Genomic DNA, 18,406 nt, shown 5'->3' on the forward strand with positions numbered 1-18,406 from the left:
ATCACGCCACTGCCTCCGTGCGGGTCAGATGAGTTGACTGGTCATCAGATGCCGCTGCCGCTGCCGGCGCCGGTCCCGTAGGTGCCGCCGATCGCGGCGGGGTTGACCTCGACCGTGTCCTCACCGAGGACCGCGCCCGTGCTCTTCTTGCTGCGCCGCAGCCTGCGCTCCAGCCAGCTCGCGAAGCTGGTGAGGAGGAAGTTGACGATGATGTAGATGATCGCCACGCCGACGAAGCTCTGGATGACGTCGGCGTAGTTGGCCGCGAAGGTGCTGCGCGCGCTGAGCAGCTCCGTGTAGCCGATCATCACGCCGCCCAGCGCGGTGTCCTTCACGATGACCACCAGCTGGCTGACGATGGCCGGCAGCATGGCCGTCACCGCCTGCGGGAGCAGGATGCTGGTCATCGTCTGGCCCTTGCGCAGGCCGATCGCGTGCGCGGCTTCCGTCTGCCCCCTGGGGAGCGCCAGGATGCCGGCCCGGACGATCTCGGCGAGGACCGAGGCGTTGTAGAGCACCAGGCCGGTGACGACCGCGTACAGGGGCCGGTCCGCGGTGGTGACGTTGGTGGAGCGTGCGAAGAACTCGTTCGCGAACAGCATCAGCAGGAGCACCGGGATCGAGCGGAAGAACTCGACCACAACACCGGCGGGCACCCGCACCCACCGGTGGTCGGACATACGCGAGATGCCGAAGAAGGCGCCCAACGGGAGGGCGATGACCATGGAGAGCGCAGCGGCCTTCAGAGTGTTGCCGAGGCCCGGCAGGAGATACGTCGTCCAGGCCTCGGAGGTGGTGTACGGCTGCCACAGGGACCACTTCAGCTGGCCCTTGTCGTCCATCGTCCGCCAGATCCACCACCCCAGCAGGGCGAGCAGGGCGACGAAGACCACCGAGAAGAGGACGTTGCGCCGCTTGGCCCGGGGGCCGGGAGCATCGTAGAGGACCGAGGTCATCGCTTCACCGCCAGTCGCTTGCCCAGCCAGCCGAGGATGAGGCCGGTGGGAAGGGTGAGAACCACGAAGCCGAAGGCGAAGACCGCGCCGATGAGCAGCGTCTGGGCCTCGTTCTCGATCATCGTCTTCATCAGATACGCGGCCTCGGCCACGCCGATCGCGGCCGCCACGGTGGTGTTCTTGGTCAAGGCGATCAACACGTTGGCCAGTGGACCGATGACCGAACGGAACGCCTGCGGCAGCACGATCAGCCGGAGGGTCTGTCCGAAGCTCAGCCCGATGGCGCGGGCCGCCTCGGCCTGCCCGAGCGGCACCGTGTTGATGCCGGAGCGCAGCGCCTCGCAGACGAAGGCCGAGGTGTAGGCGATGAACCCGAGCACCGCCAGCCTGAAGCCCTGGACCTTGAAGTCGGAAGCGCCCAGCGTCACGCCGAAGATGTCGGCGAGGCCGAGCGAGTTGAAGACGATGATGACCGTCAGGGGGATGTTCCGGACGATGTTGACATAGGCGGTGCCGAACCCACGCATCAGCGGGACCGGGCTGACCCGCATCCCGGCCAGCAGGGTGCCCCAGACCAGGGAGCCGACCGCGGAGAGGGCGGTGAGTTTCACCGTCATCCAGAACGCCCCTAGGACGTCATAACCTTGAAGAAAGTCGAACACGATCTCCCGCGCTTCCGGGTGTGTGGCGTACGAGAAGGGCGTGGCGCGCCGCCGCTGTGATCGCGGCGGCGGCGCGCCCTGTGGAACCCTGCGGTGGCTGCGGGTTCCTGGACTACTTGACGATGACGCCGATCTTCGGGGCGGGCTCGTACTTGTAGTTCGGGCCGAAGTTCTTCTCGACGTCCTTCTTCCAGGTGCCGTCGCTGACCATGCTCTTCAGGGCGTCGTTGATCTTGTTGACGGTCGCGGTGTCACCCTTCTTCACACCGATGCCGTAGTTCTCGTTGCTGAGCTTGAGCCCGAGGAGCTTGAACTGGCCCTTGTACTGGGCCTGCGCGGCGTAGCCCGCGAGGATCGAGTCGTCGGTGGTCAGCGCGTCCACGGCGCCGCTCTGGAGGCTGGAGACGCACTCCGAGTAGCCGCTGTTCTCCTTGAGGTTGGCCTTGGGGGCGATCGTCTTCTGGACGTTCTGTGCCGAGGTGGAGCCGGTCACGGAGCACAGGTTCTGGCCGTTGAGGTCGGTGCCCTTGGTGATCTTCGAGTCCTTCTTGACCAGCAGGTCCTGGTGGGCCAGGAAGTAGGGGCCGGCGAAGTCGACCTTCTGCTTGCGCTCGTCGGTGATCGAGTACGTCGCCGCGATGAACTTCACGTCGCCGCGGGCGAGCGCGTTCTCACGGTCGGCACTCTTGGTCTCGACGAACTCGATCTGGCTGGGCTTGTAGCCGAGCTTGCCCGCCACATATGTCGCCACGTCCACGTCGAAGCCGGAGAAGGTGCCGTTCGGCTCCTTCAGGCCGAGGCCGGGCTGGTCGTACTTGATGCCGATCTTGATCTTGCCGCCGCCGCTGCTGGAGGAGCCGCTGTCCTTGCTGTCGCTCGACCCACAAGCTGTGGCGGCCACGGCAAGGGCGAGGACGGCTGCCGAGGCGGCGGTGACCTTGCGGAGCTTCATGATGAACATCCTTTGGCTGGTGAAGTGAGACGGCCGGCGAAGCGGTGCGAGCCGGCGGTGGCCGGGCGGGGCGAACCGTCAGTGGTGAAGGATCTTCGACAGGAAGTCCTTGGCGCGGTCGCTGCGCGGATTGCTGAAGAACTGGTCTGGCGCAGCCTCCTCGACGATCCGGCCGTCCGCCATGAACACCACGCGATTTGCAGCCGATCGTGCGAAGCCCATCTCATGGGTGACGACGATCATGGTCATGCCGTCCCGGGCGAGCTGCTGCATGACCTCGAGGACCTCGTTGATCATCTCCGGGTCGAGGGCCGACGTCGGCTCGTCGAAGAGCATGACCTTGGGATCCATGGCCAGGGCCCGTGCGATGGCGACGCGCTGCTGCTGGCCGCCGGAGAGCTGCGCGGGGTACTTGTCCGCCTGCGTGGCCACGCCGACGCGGTCCAGCAGGGCCCGGGCCTTCTCCTCGGCCCCCCTCTTGTCGGCCTTGCGGACCTTGATCTGCCCCAGCATCACGTTCTCGAGCACGGTCTTGTGCGCGAAGAGATTGAAGGACTGGAAGACCATCCCGACGTCGGCGCGCAGCCGGGCCAACGCCTTGCCCTCGTGGGGCAGCGGCTTGCCGTCGATCGCGATCGAGCCCGAGTCGACGGTCTCCAAGCGGTTGATGGTGCGGCACAGGGTGGACTTGCCGGACCCGGAGGGCCCGATGACCACGACGACCTCGCCGCGGGCGATCGTCAGATCGATGTCCTGCAGTACATGCAATGCGCCGAAATGCTTGTTGACGCTCTTCAGGACGACCAGCTCGCCGGTTGCGGCCGCGTCTTCCTTGGCCAGCGATAGTTCGGTCATGGCTCTCTGGCTCCGTCCTCCTCGGTTGCGGAGGACAGTAGTGACGCCCGACGACCAGCGTCATTACATCTGAGGGGAATCTGAGCATCACGATCCGATAGCGATCGGACACGTGTCGTAGCAGTTGGCGCGCGCTCGCGTATCGGCCGGGTAACTAAAGCGGCGTGCAACCGGAACCCGCTTGACGCCGTTGCCGTCCATCAGCGTGACTGCCTTGGTGCACGCGCGCGCGTGCCCGGTTTTTTGTATCCATTCTGATCGTACGGCCGATGAACCGAAGGAGGCCCGGATGAGACTGCTCCTCGTCGAGGACGACAACCATGTCGCCGCCGCTCTCTCTGCGGTTCTGGCACGGCACGGTTTCGACGTCACGCACGCGCGTAGCGGCGAGGAAGCTCTCCAGGCGCTGGTCCCCGAGAGTGACGGCTTCGGGGTCGTACTGCTCGACCTGGGGCTGCCGGACCAGGACGGCTACGAGGTCTGCGGCAAGATCCGCAAGCGCACCAGCACCCCGGTGATCATGGTCACCGCCCGCTCCGACGTCCGCTCCCGCATCCACGGCCTCAACCTCGGCGCCGACGACTACGTGGTGAAGCCCTACGACACCGGGGAGCTGCTCGCCCGGATCCACGCCGTCAGCCGGCGCACCGCCCACGAGGACGCCGCCGCGGGAGCCGAGAGCGGACTGCGTCTCGGTTCCGTGCTGATCGAGCTGCCGACACGTCAGGTCAGTGTGGACGGTTCGGTTGTCCAACTGACCCGCAAGGAGTTCGACCTTCTCGCCCTCCTGGCGCAGCGCCCCGGAGTCGTCTTCCGCCGGGAGCAGATCATCAGCGAGGTCTGGCGCACCAGTTGGGAGGGGACTGGGCGCACCCTGGAGGTGCACGTCGCGTCCCTGCGCGCCAAACTGCGCATGCCGGCCCTGATCGAGACCGTGCGAGGCGTCGGCTACCGGCTCGTCGCCCCGGCCTCGTAGCGTGCACGGGTGCGTACACGTCTTCTTCCGCTGCTCATCGTCCTGATGGCGGCCGTGCTGCTCGCTCTCGGCATCCCGCTCGCGGTGAGCGTGGCCGCCGCTCAGCAGCAGAAGGTCGTCGTCGACCGGATCGACGACACCGCGCGGTTCGCCGCCCTCGCCCAGTTCGTCACCGACGCCTGCAGCTCCACGCGTACGTCGACGGACGAGCGCCTGGAGACCCTGGAGAGTGAACTCGGCAGCTACTACGGCGTCTACGGAATCCGTGCCGGCGTGTTCTGCCGGACCAACACTCCCATGGCCCGGGCGCCGGAGACCTTCGTCCTGCCCGGGACAGGCGTCGTGCGCGATGCGTTCAACGAGGCGAAGCTCAGCCGCCGCAGCCATGACCCGAAGCAGGTGTGGCCCTGGCAGCGCAGCCGTCTCGTCGTCGCCTCGCCGGTGATCCGGGACGGCGACGTCGTCGCGGTCGTCGTCACCGACTCGCCCACCGGAGCGCTGCGTTCGCGGATCCTGCACGGCTGGCTGGTCATCGGCGTGGGCGAGATCGCCGCGATGCTGCTGGCCGTCGGCGCCGCGCTCAGGCTGACCGGCTGGGTCCTCAGGCCCGTACGCGTACTGGACGCCACCACCCACTCGATCGCGAGCGGCCGGCTGAAGTCGCGGGTCGCGGCCGCGGGCGGACCGCCGGAACTCAGACGCCTGGCCCGGTCGTTCAACGAGATGGCGGACAACGTCGAGGACGTCCTGGAGCAGCAGCGCGCCTTCGTCGCCGACGCCTCGCACCAGCTGCGCAACCCCCTTGCCGCGCTACTGCTGCGCATCGAACTGCTCGCACTCGAACTGCCGGAGGACAACGAGGAGATCGCGTCGGTCCGCACCGAGGGAAAGCGCCTCGCGGAGGTCCTCGACGACCTGCTCGACCTGGCCCTGGCCGAGCACAACGAGGCCGACCTGCGGGTCACCGACCTCGGCGCGCTGACCGCCGAGCGCGTCGCGGCGTGGACGCCGACCGCCGAGGCCAAGGGCGTGCGCCTCGTGGGCAGTTGCCCGCCGACCACCGCCTGGGCCGACCCGGTCACTCTCTCCAGCGCCCTGGACGCGGTGATCGACAACGCGGTCAAGTTCACGCCCGAGGACGAGTGCGTCGAGGTGACGGTCGTGGCCGACGGCGACATCTCGACCATCGTGGTCACCGACAACGGTCCGGGTCTGACCGACGAGGAGCTCGCCCGCGTCGGCGACCGCTTCTGGCGCAGCGGCCGCCACCAGAACGTCAAGGGCTCCGGCCTCGGCCTGTCCATCTCGCGCACGCTGCTCGCGGCGGGCGGCGGATCCATCTCGTACGGCCGCCACGAGCCGCACGGACTGACGGTGACGGTGTCGGTGCCGAGGAACAGCCCTACGGCCTGACGAGCAGCTCCGGGGCGGGCGCGACGGCGTGCTGCTCCAGGGCCTTGACGGTGCCCAGGGCTGATGGCCCCTTCTCCAGGGCTCGACGACCTGCCCCGGGGCCCGACGGCCTTCCCAGCTAGGGCTTGACGGACTCGTAGTAGCGCCGGGCGCCCTCGTGCAGTTCCAGCGGGTCGGTGTAGATCGCCGTGCGCAGGTCGACGAGCTGGGCCGAGTGCACGCGCGTGCCGATGCCGTCGCGGCTCCTGATCACCGTGCGGGTCACCCACTCGGTGAGCCGGGGGTCCATGTCCTTGCGCGTCATCAGCAGGTTGGACACCGCCAGTGTCGGCACGGCGACCCCGTTCTGAACGCGGGGGTAGGCCGACTCCGGCATGTTGGTGGCGCGGTAGTAGCGGGTGGCGCCGCCCTGCTCGTGCAGGTCGGCGACAAGGCCGGGACGGATCGGCACGAAGCGGAAGGCGAAACGGTGGGCGAGCTGCTGCAGCCCCTGCGTCGGCAGCCCGCCCGACCAGAAGAAGGCGTCGATCTTGCCCTTTTTCAGCTGGTCCGGCCCGGTGTCGATGCCGTCGGCGAACGGCCTGATGTCCTTGGTCGCGTCGATGCCTGCTGCCTTGAGCACCCGGTTGGCGATCAGCCGCACACCTGAGCTGGGCGGCCCAATGGCCACCCGCTTGCCCTTCAGGTCCGCGACGGACTTGATGTGCGAGTCGCGCGGCACGACGAGCTGCACGTAGTCGTCGTACAGCCGGGCGACCCCGCGCAGCTGGTCGGCACCGGGGCTGCCGGCGAGTTCGTAGGTCTCCACGGCGTCGGCCGCGGCGATGGTGAAGTCGGCGCGGCCGGCCGCCACGCGCCGCACGTTCTCCTGCGAACCGTGGCTGGTCTGCAGCTTCACCTTCAGGTTCGGCATGTCCCGGTCGAGCGCGGTGCGCAGGAGCTTGGCGTACTGCTGGTACACCCCGGCCTGCGTGCCCGTGCTGATCGTGATCGTCCCGCTCGGAGCCGCCTCGCCCAGGGGCAGCAGCCACCACAGCAGCAGCCCGAAGGCGACGAAGCCGGCGGCCGCGCCCTGCAGAGCCCGGCGCCGGCCGAACCGGGGGAACAACTTGGACATGCGAGGGATCCTGCCAGCCGGTACGCGATGCTGACCAGGGCAGGGGTAACAACCCGATCACGAAGGGGTGTTGTCAGTGGTGGTCGATAAGGTCGCCGCATGAGCTCATCCCCCGCCGACCTGGTCCGCCGATTCCACCTCGCCGTCGGGCTGGCCGCCCGCAGCACGCCCGCCGAGGTCTCGCCCGCGCTGGCGGCACACCGCGGACAACTGCTCGCGGAGGAGGCCGCGGAGGTCGCCGAGGTCTCGGTCACGGGACCACTCGACAAGCTGGCACACGAACTGGCCGATGTCGTCTACGTCGCCTACGGCACGGCCCTGGTCCACGGCATCGACCTCGACGCGGTGATCGCCGAGGTCCACCGTGCCAACATGACCAAGCTGGGCCCCGACGGCCTGGTCGCCCGCAGAGCCGACGGCAAGGTCCTCAAGGGCGAGCACTACGAGGCCCCGGACGTGTCGGCGGTGCTGCGCCGCCAGGGGTGGGTGCCCGACGGCGCCTGAGTCCCGCGGCGCGCCCGGCGGCGCCGTCAGTCCCGTCCCACCGACACGCTCGCCTCCGCCGCCCGGGAGGCGTCCGTACGGGCCGTCCGGCGCTCGCTCAGGCGCCGGGTCAACGGTTCCGTGCAGCGCGCGGTAAGCGGGCCGAGGACGACCAGGATGAGGACGTACGCCGTGGCCAGCGGGCCCAGGGACGGCTCGATGCCGGCACTCACCGCAAGCCCGGCGATGACGATCGAGAACTCGCCGCGTGCCACCAGCGCGCCCGCACGCCGGCGGTCCTTGACCGAGATCCCAGCCGCCCAGTACCGGTGGCGATCTTCGTCGCCGCCGTGAGAGGGCCAGCGCGAGCGCGCGGTCACCGAACGCGAGGAGGAGATCCTCGAACTGGTCGCCCAGGGGCACACCTCGAAGGAGATCGGCGAGCTGCTCTTCATCAGTGCGAAGACGGTCGAACGCCACCGCGCGAACCTGCTGCACAAACTCGGCATGCGCGACCGTCCGGAGCTCACCCGTTACGCGATCCGCGCGGGCCTCATCGAGCCATGAGCCCCTGGTTGTCCACAGGGCGACCGGAGGCACTCCCGGCACCGCCTACCCTTGTCACATGAGCAGCATCGACCGGAGCCAGGCAGTGGGCGTGAAGACCTACGAAGTCCGTACCTACGGGTGCCAGATGAACGTCCACGACTCCGAGCGATTGTCCGGACTGCTGGAGCAGGCCGGATACGTACGCGCACCCGAGGGCTCCGACGGTGACGCGGACGTTGTCGTCTTCAACACCTGCGCGGTCCGGGAGAACGCCGACAACCGCCTGTACGGCAACCTCGGCCGCCTCGCCCCGATGAAGACGAAGCGGCCCGGCATGCAGATCGCGGTCGGCGGCTGTCTCGCGCAGAAGGACCAGGACACCATCGTGAAGAGGGCGCCCTGGGTGGATGTCGTCTTCGGCACGCACAACATCGGCAAGCTGCCGGTCCTGCTGGAGCGGGCGCGTGTACAGGAAGAGGCCCAGGTCGAGATCGCCGAGTCCCTGGAGGCGTTCCCGTCCACCCTGCCGACGCGGCGCGAGAGCGCGTACGCGGCGTGGGTGTCGATCTCCGTCGGCTGCAACAACACCTGCACCTTCTGTATCGTCCCGGCCCTGCGCGGCAAGGAGAAGGACCGCCGCACCGGCGACATCCTCGCCGAGATCGAGGCCCTGGTCGGCGAGGGCGTCTCCGAGATCACGCTGCTCGGTCAGAACGTCAACGCGTACGGCTCCGACATCGGCGACCGTGAGGCCTTCAGCAAGCTGCTGCGCGCGTGCGGCACGATCGAGGGCCTGGAGCGGGTCCGCTTCACGTCCCCGCATCCGCGCGACTTCACGGACGACGTGATCGCCGCGATGGCCGAGACCCCGAACGTGATGCCGCAGCTGCACATGCCCATGCAGTCCGGCTCGGACACGGTCCTGAAGGCGATGCGCCGCTCGTACCGGCAGGAGCGCTACCTCGGGATCATCGGGAAGGTGCGGGCGGCCATCCCGCACGCCGCCATCACCACCGACATCATCGTGGGCTTCCCCGGCGAGACCGAGGAGGACTTCGAGCAGACCCTGCACGCCGTCCGCGAGGCCCGGTTCGCCCAGGCCTTCACCTTCCAGTACTCCAAGCGCCCCGGCACCCCGGCCGCGACCATGGACAACCAGATCCCCAAGGAAGTCGTCCAGGCGCGTTACGAGCGTCTCGTCGCCGTCCAGGAGGAGATCTCCTGGGACGAGAACAAGAAGCAGGTCGGCCGCACCCTGGAGCTGATGGTCGCCGAGGGTGAGGGCCGCAAGGACGGCGCCACCCATCGCCTCTCCGGCCGTGCCCCCGACAACCGCCTGGTCCACTTCACCAAGCCCGCGCAGGAGGTGCGCCCCGGGGACGTGGTCACGGTCGGGATAACGTACGCGGCCCCGCACCACCTCCTCGCGGAAGGCGCCGTCCTCGACGTGCGCCGCACGCGCGCGGGGGATGCCTGGGAGAAGCGCAACGCGGCCGAGGCGGCGAAGCCGGTGGGTGTCATGCTGGGCCTGCCGAAGATCGGCGCCCCCGAGCCGCTGCCGGTCGCGACGGGGAGCGGTTGCGGCTGCGACTGATCTGAGCCGAGCCGAACGACTTGCTGATGATGTGGACACGGGGGACGTGCTGATGCCTCGATGGGCGCTGCTGCTGGACAAACCGCCTGGTGAGGGGCCGTACCGCAGACAGTTCGAGCTGATGGCGACGATCGACGGGACGCGCGAGGAGGCCGAGACACGGTTCGGGGAGCTGGTACGGCTCTACCAGCCGCGGCATCCGATGTACCCGCTGCGGATGCGGCGGTTCCGCACCGGCGACGGCTGGATGCTGGTCGGGGATGGCTCTTCCGGCGGTGTGTTCACCTACCACTTCCTGCTCACCGAGCTGGAATGGGACTCGGGACCGATCACGTACTGAGGCGTACCCTGCCGATCATGCTTGTCGCTGCCGCCGTCTGCCCCTGCCCGCCGCTTCTCGTGCCCGAGGTCGCCGCGCGCGCCGCATCCGAGCTGGAGGTCGCGCGTGCCGCGTGCACGGACGCGCTCGGCGTGCTCGCCGCCGCGCGGCCCGACCTCCTCGTGGTCGTCGGGCCCGCCGAAGAGAGCGGACGTGGCACGCATCCGCAGGGCACGCAGGGTTCCTTCCGCGGCTTCGGCGTGGATCTCGGCGTGCGGCTCGGGGAAGAGACGGGTGCAGAGTCCGTGCGCGAGCTGCCGCCGTCCCTCGCCGTGGCCGCGTGGCTTCTGCAGCGCACGGGGTGGTCCGACGCCCCGATCGAGGGACTCGGTGTGGGGGAACCTCTCGCGGCTGAGCGGTGTATCGACGTCGGAAGAGGAATCGCGGCCAGGGCGGGGCGGGTGGCGCTGCTGGTGATGGGCGACGCCAGCGCCTGCCGCACGCTCAAGGCGCCCGGTTACCTCGACGAGCGCGCGGCACCGTTCGACGCGGAGGTCGCGCATGCGCTGGGGGCTGCGGACGTGGCGGCCATCAGGTCACTCGACGCCGAGCTGGCGTACGAACTGAAGGCATCGGGGCGGGCTCCCTGGCAGGTCCTCGCGGGCGCCGCCGAGGGCGCGGACCTCGCCGGCGCACTGCTGTACGAGGACGCGCCGTACGGGGTGGGATACGTGGTCGCCACATGGTCGTAGCGGCGACGCACGGTCCGGCGTCGTAGACGCGGCAGGCCGGGGAAACGAAGGACGATGGCCAGGGCATACGGCCGACGGAGTCCGGGGCAAACGGCGGACGGCCGGGAGCCCTCGGGCCCCGCGGCCGTCCGTCGCTGTGCCGCTCAGGAAGCCGGCGGTGGGGAGTCCGGCGGCGCGCTCGTGCCGCCGCCCGCCCCCGTGCCGTCCTTGTGCGCGAGTCGGTCCATGGCGCCCTTGGCCTTGCCGGTCCCGGTGTGGATCCTGTCGCTGTACTTGCCCTTGGTCTTCTCGTCGACCACCTTCGCGGCCTTGTCGAGACCATGCGTGATCTTGCCCCCGTGCTGCTGCGCGAGGCCGGAGACCTTGTCCTTGGCCGGGTTGAGCCTGGCCTTCAAATTGTGCAGGAGACCCATGGTCCACCTTCCGTCGTTCCCGGGCACCGTGCGCCCCGGGGCACCGCGGCCGATGGCGAGAAGCCGAGCGCGCGGACCCGAAGGCTGAGCACGGCCGGCCTTTCGTCACCGGCGCGGCCCTTCGGCTCACTCGCGCGCGGGCCTGTTACGTGTGGGCGTCCTCACCGGCCTCGCTGTCGGCCGCCTTCTCGGCGGACTGCTGCTTGGGGATCTCGACACCCTCACCGGAGGCGGCCTCGTCGGTCTCCGGCTCCGCCGGCTCGACCTCGGTCCGCTTCTCGGCCTCGGCCGACCCCTTCGCCTCTGCCACCGCCTCCTCCGCCGCGGGTTCGGCCGTCGGTGTGTCGGCCTGCGCCTCGGCGGTTGACGCCTCCTCCGTGGTCTTCGACCTCCGGAGAAGTCGTGCGAAAACGCCCATATCCACTCCATACGTTACTCGTGCGGGCGAAATCCCGCGTCGTCCGGTGCGCCCGTTTGCGTCGCCCGGGTCGCCGTCTCCTGAAAACCGACGGCGAGAACCTTCCAACGGGCAACGACCCCGGCCTCGCGTCGTCACGTAACTCGTTCGAGGAGAGCCCCGGGGGTTTGCGAGACTGGTGCAGTGAGCACCGCACCCCCCGCCCCCCGAGTCATCGCCGTCGTCGGACCGACCGCGGCAGGAAAGTCCGATCTGGGCGTTTTCCTCGCCCGGCAGCTCGGAGGCGAGGTCGTCAACGCCGACTCCATGCAGCTCTACCGGGGGATGGATATCGGAACCGCCAAGCTGACGCCCGAGGAGCGCGGCGGCGTTCCGCACCACCTCCTGGACATCTGGGACGTGACGGTCACGGCGTCCGTCGCCGAGTACCAGAGGCTGGCCCGCGCGCGGATCGACGCCCTGCTCGCCGAGGGCCGCTGGCCGATCCTGGTCGGCGGCTCCGGACTGTACGTCCGCGGGGCCGTCGACAACCTCGAGTTCCCCGGCACCGATCCCGAGGTCAGGGCCCGCCTGGAGGAGGAGCTCACGCTCCGCGGCTCCGGGGCGCTGCATGCCCGTCTCGCCGCCGCCGACCCCGGGGCGGCGCAGGCGATCCTGCCCAGCAACGGCCGCCGTATCGTCCGGGCCCTCGAAGTGATCGAGATCACCGGGCAGCCCTTCACCGCCAACCTCCCCGGACACGACTCGGTCTATGACACGGTCCAGATCGGCGTCGACGTGGCCCGCCCCGAGCTCGACGAGCGCATCGCCCGCCGGGTCGACCGGATGTGGGACGCGGGGCTCGTGGACGAGGTGCGCGCGCTGGAGGCGCTGGGCCTGCGCGAGGGGCGTACGGCCGCCCGCGCGCTCGGCTACCAGCAGGTGCTCGCGGCGCTTGCCGGGGAGTGCACCGAGGACGAGGCGCGGGCCGAGACCGTGCGTGCCACCAAGCGCTTCGCGCGCCGCCAGGATTCGTGGTTCAGGCGCGATCCTCGGGTGCACTGGCTCAGTGGGGCTGCGGTGGATCTCACAGAACTTCCGCACCTCGCACTGGCGTTGGTCGAACGACCGGTCACAGCCTGATCACGTCATGGCATCGGGACGCTCCGGCCGCCGTCCGGGCCTCCGGCGCCGTGCCATCATCGAGCTTCGATCGACCAAGTGGAGTCCTAGTTGGGAGGGCGCGTGGCGATGGAGGCCAGCCCTCGCGACACCGCACAAGGCACCGAGCCCCTCACCGTCGTAAGCGGTGAACCGGAGCAGGACGAGGATCGTCTGAGCCCCGACGGGCCGGACGAGACGCAGGGCGGAGTGACCGCCGACGGCCCCGAGCCCGACGAGATGTTCGCCGGTGGCCCCGAGGTCGAGGTCGAGCTGCGCCCGCAGCGCCGGCTGCGTATCTGGCAGCTCGCCCCCATCGTCGCCCTGGCCGCGGTCGGCTCCCTGATGTTCGCCTTCCCGCTCGCCTTCGACTTCGGCGACAGCGGGGCCGTGATCGCCATGCTGGGGCTGCTGATCTGCTCCTGCGCGGCCGGCTGGGGAATGATGGCCGCCCGCCGGGTCGGTTACACCGGCCCGGGCCTGCCGCAACGCGGCTCCGGCCGCAGACCGGACTGGCGAGTGGTGCTGGCGTACGTCGTCGTGGTGGCCGCGGTGGTCGTGCTGGCGGTGTGGCGCGTGGCAAGGCTCCGCTAAAACGCCCTGTAAGGGGCCCGGGGCTGTGCCGATTTGCGGCTCGGCCGCATGGGCGCGACCAGCCACAACGGACCCGCGCATACCCGCGACCCCGGCCCGGCTCTCCCCGCGCGCGCTCCCGTACGATCGAGGAATGAGCACGCGGATCGCCTTCCTCAAGGGGCACGGCACGGAGAACGACTTCGTGATCGTCCCGGACCCCGAGAACGCCATCGACCTGCCCCCGGCCGCCGTCGCCGCCCTGTGCGACCGCCGGGCCGGCATCGGCGGTGACGGCCTGCTGCACGTGGTGCGGTCCGCCGCGCACCCCGAGGCGCAGGAGATGGCGGCCGAGGCCGAGTGGTTCATGGACTACCGCAACGGCGACGGCTCGATCGCCGAGATGTGCGGCAACGGCGTCCGGGTGTTCGCGCACTACCTCCAGCGCGCCGGTCACGTCGGCGAGGGCGATCTCGCCGTGGCCACGCGCGGGGGCGTGAAGAGCGTGCACATCGCGAAGGACGGTGACATCACCGTCGGCATGGGCAAGGCACGCCTCCCCGAAGGGGATGTCACGGTGAGCGTCGGGGAGCGCAGCTGGCCCGCACGGAACGTGAACATGGGCAACCCGCACGCGGTCGCGTTCGTCGACGATCTCGCGCATGCCGGCGACCTGTTCACGGCACCGCCGTTCAGCCCGGCCTCCGCGTACCCGGACGGGGTGAACGTCGAGTTCGTGGTCGACCGCGGCCCCCGGCACGTCGCCCTGCGCGTGCACGAGCGCGGCGCCGGCGAGACCCGCTCGTGCGGCACGGGCGCGTGCGCCGTTGCCGTGGCCGCCGCCCGCCGGGACGGCGCCGACCCGGCCGCCACCGGAAGCCCGGCGACGTACACCGTCGAGGTGCCCGGCGGGACCCTGGTGATCACCGAGCAGCCCGACGGCGAGATCGAGATGACAGGCCCCGCGGTGATCGTGGCCGAGGGCGAGATCGATGCCGAGTGGCTGGAAAAGCTCGCCCGTTGACTGCTGCCGCGGCTTGGGATCGCAGGCGTGTGCGCCAGGTGGTGCACGTGTCAACTACCGATGCGGCGACCGGGCGTTCGAAACCACGGTCGTCCGCCTGTCATGTGGCGCAAAATCGTAAACCTGCGGACCCTCGCTCGAATGGGTGATCCGTTTCACGCTCGGCGAGAGGCGGTCAGTCGCACGTGATGGGCTCGGTAGCATCAAGCACCGGCCCGGACGGGGGACCGTTGCCATCCCCTGAGCCGTGTCCGCCATGGGGCACCCCGTCCGCCGGTCCACGCAGCCGGAGGTGCCCATGAGTGCGGAGGCCACGAATCCCGCGACCCCAGGTCCGGTAACAGGCTCGGCGGCGCGCTGGCGGGCGCGGATCGACCTGCGCCGCCTGGGCCGTGCCGCCCTGCTCGGTCCCGCCACGCGTGACCGGCTGCCCAGCGCCATCGGCCATGTCGTCGAAGCTCACCGGGCCCACTACCCCGGTGCCGACCTCGACCCCCTGCGCCGCGCCTATGTGCTGGCCGAGTCCTCGCACCGCGGCCAGATGCGCAAGAGCGGTGAGCCGTACATCACACACCCGCTCGCGGTGACCCTGATCCTCGCCGAACTGGGCGCCGAGACCACGACTTTGACGGCCTCCCTGCTCCACGACACCGTCGAGGACACGGATGTGACGCTCGATCAGGTCGGCCAGGAGTTCGGGGCGGAGGTCCGCTACCTCGTCGACGGCGTCACCAAGTTGGAGAAGGTCGACTACGGCGCCGCCGCCGAGCCCGAGACCTTCCGCAAGATGCTCGTCGCCACCGGCAGCGACGTCCGTGTGATGTCGATCAAACTCGCCGACCGGCTGCACAACATGCGCACCCTCGGTGTGATGCGCCCCGAGAAACAGGCGCGTATCGCCAAGGTCACCCGCGACGTCCTCATCCCTCTCGCCGAACGGCTCGGCGTCCAGGCGCTCAAGACCGAACTGGAAGACCTCGTCTTCGCGATCCTGCACCCCGAGGAGTACGAGCACACGCGGGAGTTGATCGTCGACAACGCCTCCCGCGCCGACGACCCGCTCGCCGAGATCGCCGACGAGGTGCGAGGTGTCCTGCGCGATGCCGACATCCCGGCCGAAGTCCTCATCCGGCCGCGGCACTTCGTCTCCGTCCACCGTGTCGCCCGCAAGCGCGGCCAGCTGCGCGGCGCCGACTTCGGCCGCCTGCTGGTGCTGGTGAACGAGGACGCGGACTGTTACGGCGTACTCGGTGAACTCCACACCTGTATGACGCCCGTCGTCTCGGAGTTCAAGGACTTCATCGCCGTTCCCAAGTTCAACCTGTACCAGTCCCTGCACACGGCGGTCGCCCACGCGGACGGCCAGGTCGTCGAAGTCCTCATCCGTACCCACCAGATGCACAAGGTCGCCGAAGCCGGCGTCGTCGCGCTGGGCAATCCCTACGCTCCTCCTTCGGAGGAGCAGTCGCCGGCCGACGGCGAGCGCGTCGACCCCACCCGCCCCGGCTGGCTCTCCCGCCTCCTCGACTGGCAGGAGGCCGCGCCCGACCCCGACACCTTCTGGTCCACCCTCCGCGAGGATCTCGCCCAGGACCGTGAGATCACCGTCTTCCGTCCCGACGGCGGCACGCTGGGCCTGCCCGAGGGCGCCAGCTGTGTCGACGCCGCGTACGCCCAGTACGGCGAGGACGCGCACGCGTGCATCGGCGCCCGCGTCAACGGCCGGCTGGCGACGCTGAGTACGGTGCTGCGGGACGGCGACACCGTCCAGCTTCTGATGGGGCAGGACCCGGCCTCCGAGCCCTCCAGGGAGTGGCTGGAGCACGCGCACACACCCGCTGCCCGGATCGCGATCCAGCGCTGGCTCGCGACCCACCCGGCACACGACGACGTGCCGGAGGGGGAGCGGGCCGAGGAGCCGGAGAGGCCGCAGGAGACCGAGGAAGGGCCCTCGGGCGCTTCCCGGCCCGCCGGGCCCGCCGTCGGGGGGGCGCCCGCCATCGAGGGGACCAGCCGCCCCACCACCGCCGACATCACCGTCGACCAGCCTGGTGCGACCGTACGGCTCGCCGGCTGCTGCACGCCGGTACCGCCCGACGAGGTGACCGGCTTCGCCGTACGCGGCGGTGTGGTCACCGTCCACCGCGTCGAGTGCGCCGCAGTGGAGCACATGAAGAGCGGGGGGCGTGCGGAGGTCGACGTGCGCTGGGGGGACACGACCGAGTGCCGGGTCACCTTGCTGGCCGAATCGTTCAACCGCCCCCACCTGCTGGCGGATCTGACGGAGGCCATGGCCCTCGAAGGCGCCGAGATCGTCTCCGCGACGGTCGAACCCCCGACCCAGCAGCGCGTCCGCCACACCTACACGGTCCAACTCCCCGACGCGGCCCAGTTGCCCGCACTGATGCGGGCGATGCGGAACGTGCCGGGCGTGTACGACGTGAGCAGGGCTCAGACGCCAGGGGTGTGAGGGGCGCCCGGGCAGGCGTCACGCCGTGCGGAGCGGGCCCGCGCCGGCCAGAGCCGCACACCTGCACCCGATGTACCCGTTCGGGTGGGTCGGACGCGAGTCGTCGCTGTCCAGGGGCCGCGCGCTGATAGCGGTGATCCATGCCGCTCACCCTCCGTTCCCAGGCCGCACACACCGGCAACGACGACACCCGGCCCGACACTCCGGCTCGCCCCCGCCGTCAGCCCCGGAGCTCCCGACGCCTGAGGGCCACCGCACTGCTCGCCTCCGCCGTGTCCGTCTGCCTCCTCGCCGCGAGTGCGCCCCCCGCCGCCCTGGGCGTCGGCGACCGCCTCTTCCCGAACCTCGGCAACCCCGGATACGACGTGGCGTCGTACGACCTCTCGTTCACCTATGCCGGCGCCAACAGCAAGCCCCTCCAAGCAGTCACCACCATCAACGCCCAGGTGACCCAGGACCTCGATCACCTCAACCTCGACTTCGCGCACGGAAAGGTCGAGTCGGTCGCGGTGGACGGTGAGCCGGCCAGGTTCGCCGGCGCGGGTGAGGATCTCGTCGTCACGCCCGACGCGCCGCTGCGCGAGGGCAGCTGGACGCGGATCACCGTGCGGCACACCAGCGACCCCGTGCCCGCCGAGGGCCAGGACGGCGGCTGGGTGCAGACCGCCGACGGGCTGGCGATGGCCAACCAGGCCGACGCCGCGCACCTGGTGTTCCCGTGCAACGACCACCCCTCCGACAAGGCGATGTTCACCATCCGGATCACCGCCCCGGACGGTTACACAGCCGTGGCCAACGGTGTGGAGACCGACAAGGAGCGCGTCGGCAAGGCGACCACCTGGACGTTCCGGACCCGGCACCCCATGGCCACCGAACTCGCCCAGGTGTCCATCGGCCGCTCCAGCGTGCTGCGCCGCACCGGACCGCACGGCCTGCCCGTACGCGACGTCGTGCCCACCGCGGATCGCAAAGAGCTCGAACCGTGGCTCGCCGAGACCCCCGACCAGATCGCCTGGATGGAGAGCAAGGTCGGCCGCTACCCCTTCGAGACGTACGGCATTCTCATGGCGGAGGCGTCCACCGGCTTCGAACTCGAGACGCAGACGCTCTCTCTCTTCGAGAGAGAGCTCTTCGCCGGGCACACCTATCCGAAGTGGTACGTCGAGTCGATCATGGTGCACGAGCTGTCCCACCAGTGGTTCGGCGACAGCGTCAGCCCGCGCAACTGGTCCGACCTGTGGCTCAACGAGGGGCACGCCACCTGGTACGAGGCCCTGTACGCGGAGGAGAAGGCCGGCAAGCCCATGGAGAAGCGCATGAAGGCCGCCTACGCCGCCTCCGACGGCTGGCGGGACGCCGGGGGCCCACCGGCCGCGCCCAAGGCGCCCGACGCCGGACAGAAGATCAGCATCTTCCGGCCGAACGTCTACGACGGCGCCGCCCTGGCGCTCTACGCCCTGCGCCAGGAGATCGGCGGCCCCGCCTTCGAGCGCCTGGAACGCGACTGGGTGAGCCTCCACCGCGACGGCACGGCCACGACAGCCGACTACGAAAGGCTCGCCTCCCAGATCTCCGGGCGCGACCTGAGCGGCTTCTTCAAGGCATGGCTGTACGGCAAGAAGACCCCGCCGATGCCCGGTCACCCGGACTGGAACTCGACGGCACCCGACGCCAAGGCCCCCAAGGACGGCAAGGCGGCCAAGGCCGCGAAATAAGGCGATGACGAGACGAGGCGTGCCG

General features: G+C 70.0%; 18 protein-coding genes and 2 pseudogenes. 12 read left to right on the plus strand and 8 right to left on the minus strand.

Annotated features, from left to right (window positions below):
• Positions 1 to 44: 44 nt before the first annotated feature.
• The 4 genes from ACYUED_RS32390 to ACYUED_RS32405 form a co-directional block, all read right to left on the minus strand.
• Entirely contained in the window at positions 45 to 956 is a 912-nt protein-coding gene (locus ACYUED_RS32390) for an amino acid ABC transporter permease (RefSeq protein WP_491287853.1), read from the minus strand.
• Complete coding sequence (locus ACYUED_RS32395; protein WP_491287855.1) at positions 953 to 1,618, minus strand: amino acid ABC transporter permease; 666 nt, start codon at positions 1,616 to 1,618, stop codon at positions 953 to 955. The genes ACYUED_RS32390 and ACYUED_RS32395 overlap by 4 nt, the downstream gene beginning before the upstream one ends.
• A gap of 112 nt (positions 1,619 to 1,730) precedes the next feature.
• Positions 1,731 to 2,570 carry a glutamate ABC transporter substrate-binding protein gene (locus ACYUED_RS32400; RefSeq protein ID WP_491287857.1) on the minus strand — a complete coding sequence of 280 codons (840 nt, stop codon included), beginning with the start codon at positions 2,568 to 2,570 and terminating at the stop codon, positions 1,731 to 1,733.
• Between the two features lie 78 nt (positions 2,571 to 2,648).
• Positions 2,649 to 3,425, minus strand: coding sequence for an amino acid ABC transporter ATP-binding protein (locus ACYUED_RS32405; RefSeq protein WP_491287859.1), 777 nt, complete (start codon positions 3,423 to 3,425; stop codon positions 2,649 to 2,651).
• 289 nt (positions 3,426 to 3,714) lie between these two features.
• Between ACYUED_RS32405 and ACYUED_RS32410 the strand changes: the two genes are divergently transcribed.
• Together ACYUED_RS32410 and ACYUED_RS32415 are read left to right on the plus strand one after the other, a co-directional pair.
• Complete coding sequence (locus ACYUED_RS32410) at positions 3,715 to 4,401, plus strand: response regulator transcription factor (RefSeq protein WP_491287861.1); 687 nt, start codon at positions 3,715 to 3,717, stop codon at positions 4,399 to 4,401.
• 9 nt (positions 4,402 to 4,410) lie between these two features.
• Positions 4,411 to 5,814, plus strand: coding sequence for a sensor histidine kinase (locus ACYUED_RS32415; RefSeq protein ID WP_491287863.1), 1,404 nt, complete (start codon positions 4,411 to 4,413; stop codon positions 5,812 to 5,814).
• A 118-nt stretch (positions 5,815 to 5,932) separates the two neighbouring features.
• Here the strand turns inward: ACYUED_RS32415 and ACYUED_RS32420 are convergent, their stop codons facing one another.
• Complete coding sequence (locus ACYUED_RS32420) at positions 5,933 to 6,931, minus strand: TAXI family TRAP transporter solute-binding subunit (RefSeq protein ID WP_491287866.1); 999 nt, start codon at positions 6,929 to 6,931, stop codon at positions 5,933 to 5,935.
• A 99-nt stretch (positions 6,932 to 7,030) separates the two neighbouring features.
• Here ACYUED_RS32420 and ACYUED_RS32425 point away from each other — a divergent pair, with 99 nt between their 5' ends.
• Positions 7,031 to 7,435 (plus strand): pyrophosphohydrolase domain-containing protein, encoded by a 405-nt coding sequence (locus ACYUED_RS32425; RefSeq protein WP_491287868.1) that lies wholly within the window; start codon positions 7,031 to 7,033, stop codon positions 7,433 to 7,435.
• Positions 7,436 to 7,461: 26 nt separating this feature from the next.
• On the opposite strand, the pseudogene ACYUED_RS32430 reads toward ACYUED_RS32425, so the two are convergent.
• A pseudogene (locus ACYUED_RS32430) lies at positions 7,462 to 7,769 on the minus strand (cation:proton antiporter); the annotation flags it as partial.
• A gap of 2 nt (positions 7,770 to 7,771) precedes the next feature.
• Between ACYUED_RS32430 and ACYUED_RS32435 the strand changes: the two are divergent.
• From ACYUED_RS32435 to ACYUED_RS32450, 4 genes and pseudogenes are all read left to right on the plus strand, one after another.
• Positions 7,772 to 7,981 (plus strand): annotated as a pseudogene (locus tag ACYUED_RS32435) (response regulator transcription factor); the annotation flags it as partial.
• Positions 7,982 to 8,039: 58 nt separating this feature from the next.
• A complete protein-coding gene (miaB, locus tag ACYUED_RS32440) occupies positions 8,040 to 9,557 on the plus strand; it encodes a tRNA (N6-isopentenyl adenosine(37)-C2)-methylthiotransferase MiaB (RefSeq protein WP_491287870.1) in 1,518 nt (505 codons plus the stop codon).
• 52 nt (positions 9,558 to 9,609) lie between these two features.
• Positions 9,610 to 9,897, plus strand: coding sequence for a hypothetical protein (locus tag ACYUED_RS32445; RefSeq protein ID WP_266522435.1), 288 nt, complete (start codon positions 9,610 to 9,612; stop codon positions 9,895 to 9,897).
• A gap of 17 nt (positions 9,898 to 9,914) precedes the next feature.
• Positions 9,915 to 10,628, plus strand: a complete 714-nt coding sequence (locus tag ACYUED_RS32450; protein ID WP_491287872.1) for a class III extradiol dioxygenase subunit B-like domain-containing protein — start codon at positions 9,915 to 9,917, stop codon at positions 10,626 to 10,628.
• 143 nt (positions 10,629 to 10,771) lie between these two features.
• On the opposite strand, the gene ACYUED_RS32455 is transcribed toward ACYUED_RS32450, so the two are convergent.
• Both ACYUED_RS32455 and ACYUED_RS32460 read right to left on the minus strand, forming a co-directional pair.
• A complete protein-coding gene (locus tag ACYUED_RS32455; RefSeq protein ID WP_491287874.1) occupies positions 10,772 to 11,041 on the minus strand; it encodes an antitoxin in 270 nt (89 codons plus the stop codon).
• Positions 11,042 to 11,186: 145 nt separating this feature from the next.
• A complete protein-coding gene (locus ACYUED_RS32460; protein ID WP_491287876.1) occupies positions 11,187 to 11,459 on the minus strand; it encodes a hypothetical protein in 273 nt (90 codons plus the stop codon).
• A 183-nt stretch (positions 11,460 to 11,642) separates the two neighbouring features.
• Between ACYUED_RS32460 and miaA the strand changes: the two genes are divergently transcribed.
• The 5 genes from miaA (at position 11,643) to ACYUED_RS32485 (ending at position 18,381) form a co-directional block, all read left to right on the plus strand.
• Complete coding sequence (gene miaA / locus ACYUED_RS32465; protein WP_491287878.1) at positions 11,643 to 12,581, plus strand: tRNA (adenosine(37)-N6)-dimethylallyltransferase MiaA; 939 nt, start codon at positions 11,643 to 11,645, stop codon at positions 12,579 to 12,581.
• Between the two features lie 108 nt (positions 12,582 to 12,689).
• Positions 12,690 to 13,193, plus strand: a complete 504-nt coding sequence (locus tag ACYUED_RS32470; protein ID WP_491287880.1) for a hypothetical protein — start codon at positions 12,690 to 12,692, stop codon at positions 13,191 to 13,193.
• A 133-nt stretch (positions 13,194 to 13,326) separates the two neighbouring features.
• Positions 13,327 to 14,196, plus strand: a complete 870-nt coding sequence (gene dapF, locus ACYUED_RS32475) for a diaminopimelate epimerase (protein WP_491287882.1) — start codon at positions 13,327 to 13,329, stop codon at positions 14,194 to 14,196.
• A gap of 298 nt (positions 14,197 to 14,494) precedes the next feature.
• Positions 14,495 to 16,666 carry a RelA/SpoT family protein gene (locus tag ACYUED_RS32480; protein ID WP_491287884.1) on the plus strand — a complete coding sequence of 724 codons (2,172 nt, stop codon included), beginning with the start codon at positions 14,495 to 14,497 and terminating at the stop codon, positions 16,664 to 16,666.
• 140 nt (positions 16,667 to 16,806) lie between these two features.
• Positions 16,807 to 18,381 (plus strand): M1 family metallopeptidase, encoded by a 1,575-nt coding sequence (locus ACYUED_RS32485; RefSeq protein WP_491287885.1) that lies wholly within the window; start codon positions 16,807 to 16,809, stop codon positions 18,379 to 18,381.
• Positions 18,382 to 18,406: the final 25 nt, after the last annotated feature.

Source organism: Streptomyces sp. DF42 (genome assembly GCF_058267695.1).

Bases quoted from the DNA above. Each gene is read 5' to 3' on its own strand.
- ACYUED_RS32485 (WP_491287885.1), top strand. From the start codon at position 16,807: ATGCCGCTCACCCTCCGTTCCCAGGCCGCACACACCGGCAACGACGAC.
- ACYUED_RS32450 (WP_491287872.1), top strand. From the start codon at position 9,915: ATGCTTGTCGCTGCCGCCGTCTGCCCCTGCCCGCCGCTTCTCGTGCCC.
- ACYUED_RS32460 (WP_491287876.1), bottom strand. From the start codon at position 11,459: ATGGGCGTTTTCGCACGACTTCTCCGGAGGTCGAAGACCACGGAGGAG.
- ACYUED_RS32445 (WP_266522435.1), top strand. From the start codon at position 9,610: ATGCCTCGATGGGCGCTGCTGCTGGACAAACCGCCTGGTGAGGGGCCG.
- ACYUED_RS32455 (WP_491287874.1), bottom strand. From the start codon at position 11,041: ATGGGTCTCCTGCACAATTTGAAGGCCAGGCTCAACCCGGCCAAGGAC.
- ACYUED_RS32410 (WP_491287861.1), top strand. From the start codon at position 3,715: ATGAGACTGCTCCTCGTCGAGGACGACAACCATGTCGCCGCCGCTCTC.
- ACYUED_RS32425 (WP_491287868.1), top strand. From the start codon at position 7,031: ATGAGCTCATCCCCCGCCGACCTGGTCCGCCGATTCCACCTCGCCGTC.
- miaB (WP_491287870.1), top strand. From the start codon at position 8,040: ATGAGCAGCATCGACCGGAGCCAGGCAGTGGGCGTGAAGACCTACGAA.
- ACYUED_RS32480 (WP_491287884.1), top strand. From the start codon at position 14,495: ATGAGTGCGGAGGCCACGAATCCCGCGACCCCAGGTCCGGTAACAGGC.
- ACYUED_RS32400 (WP_491287857.1), bottom strand. From the start codon at position 2,570: ATGAAGCTCCGCAAGGTCACCGCCGCCTCGGCAGCCGTCCTCGCCCTT.
- ACYUED_RS32470 (WP_491287880.1), top strand. From the start codon at position 12,690: ATGGAGGCCAGCCCTCGCGACACCGCACAAGGCACCGAGCCCCTCACC.
- ACYUED_RS32390 (WP_491287853.1), bottom strand. From the start codon at position 956: ATGACCTCGGTCCTCTACGATGCTCCCGGCCCCCGGGCCAAGCGGCGC.
- dapF (WP_491287882.1), top strand. From the start codon at position 13,327: ATGAGCACGCGGATCGCCTTCCTCAAGGGGCACGGCACGGAGAACGAC.
- ACYUED_RS32405 (WP_491287859.1), bottom strand. From the start codon at position 3,425: ATGACCGAACTATCGCTGGCCAAGGAAGACGCGGCCGCAACCGGCGAG.
- ACYUED_RS32420 (WP_491287866.1), bottom strand. From the start codon at position 6,931: ATGTCCAAGTTGTTCCCCCGGTTCGGCCGGCGCCGGGCTCTGCAGGGC.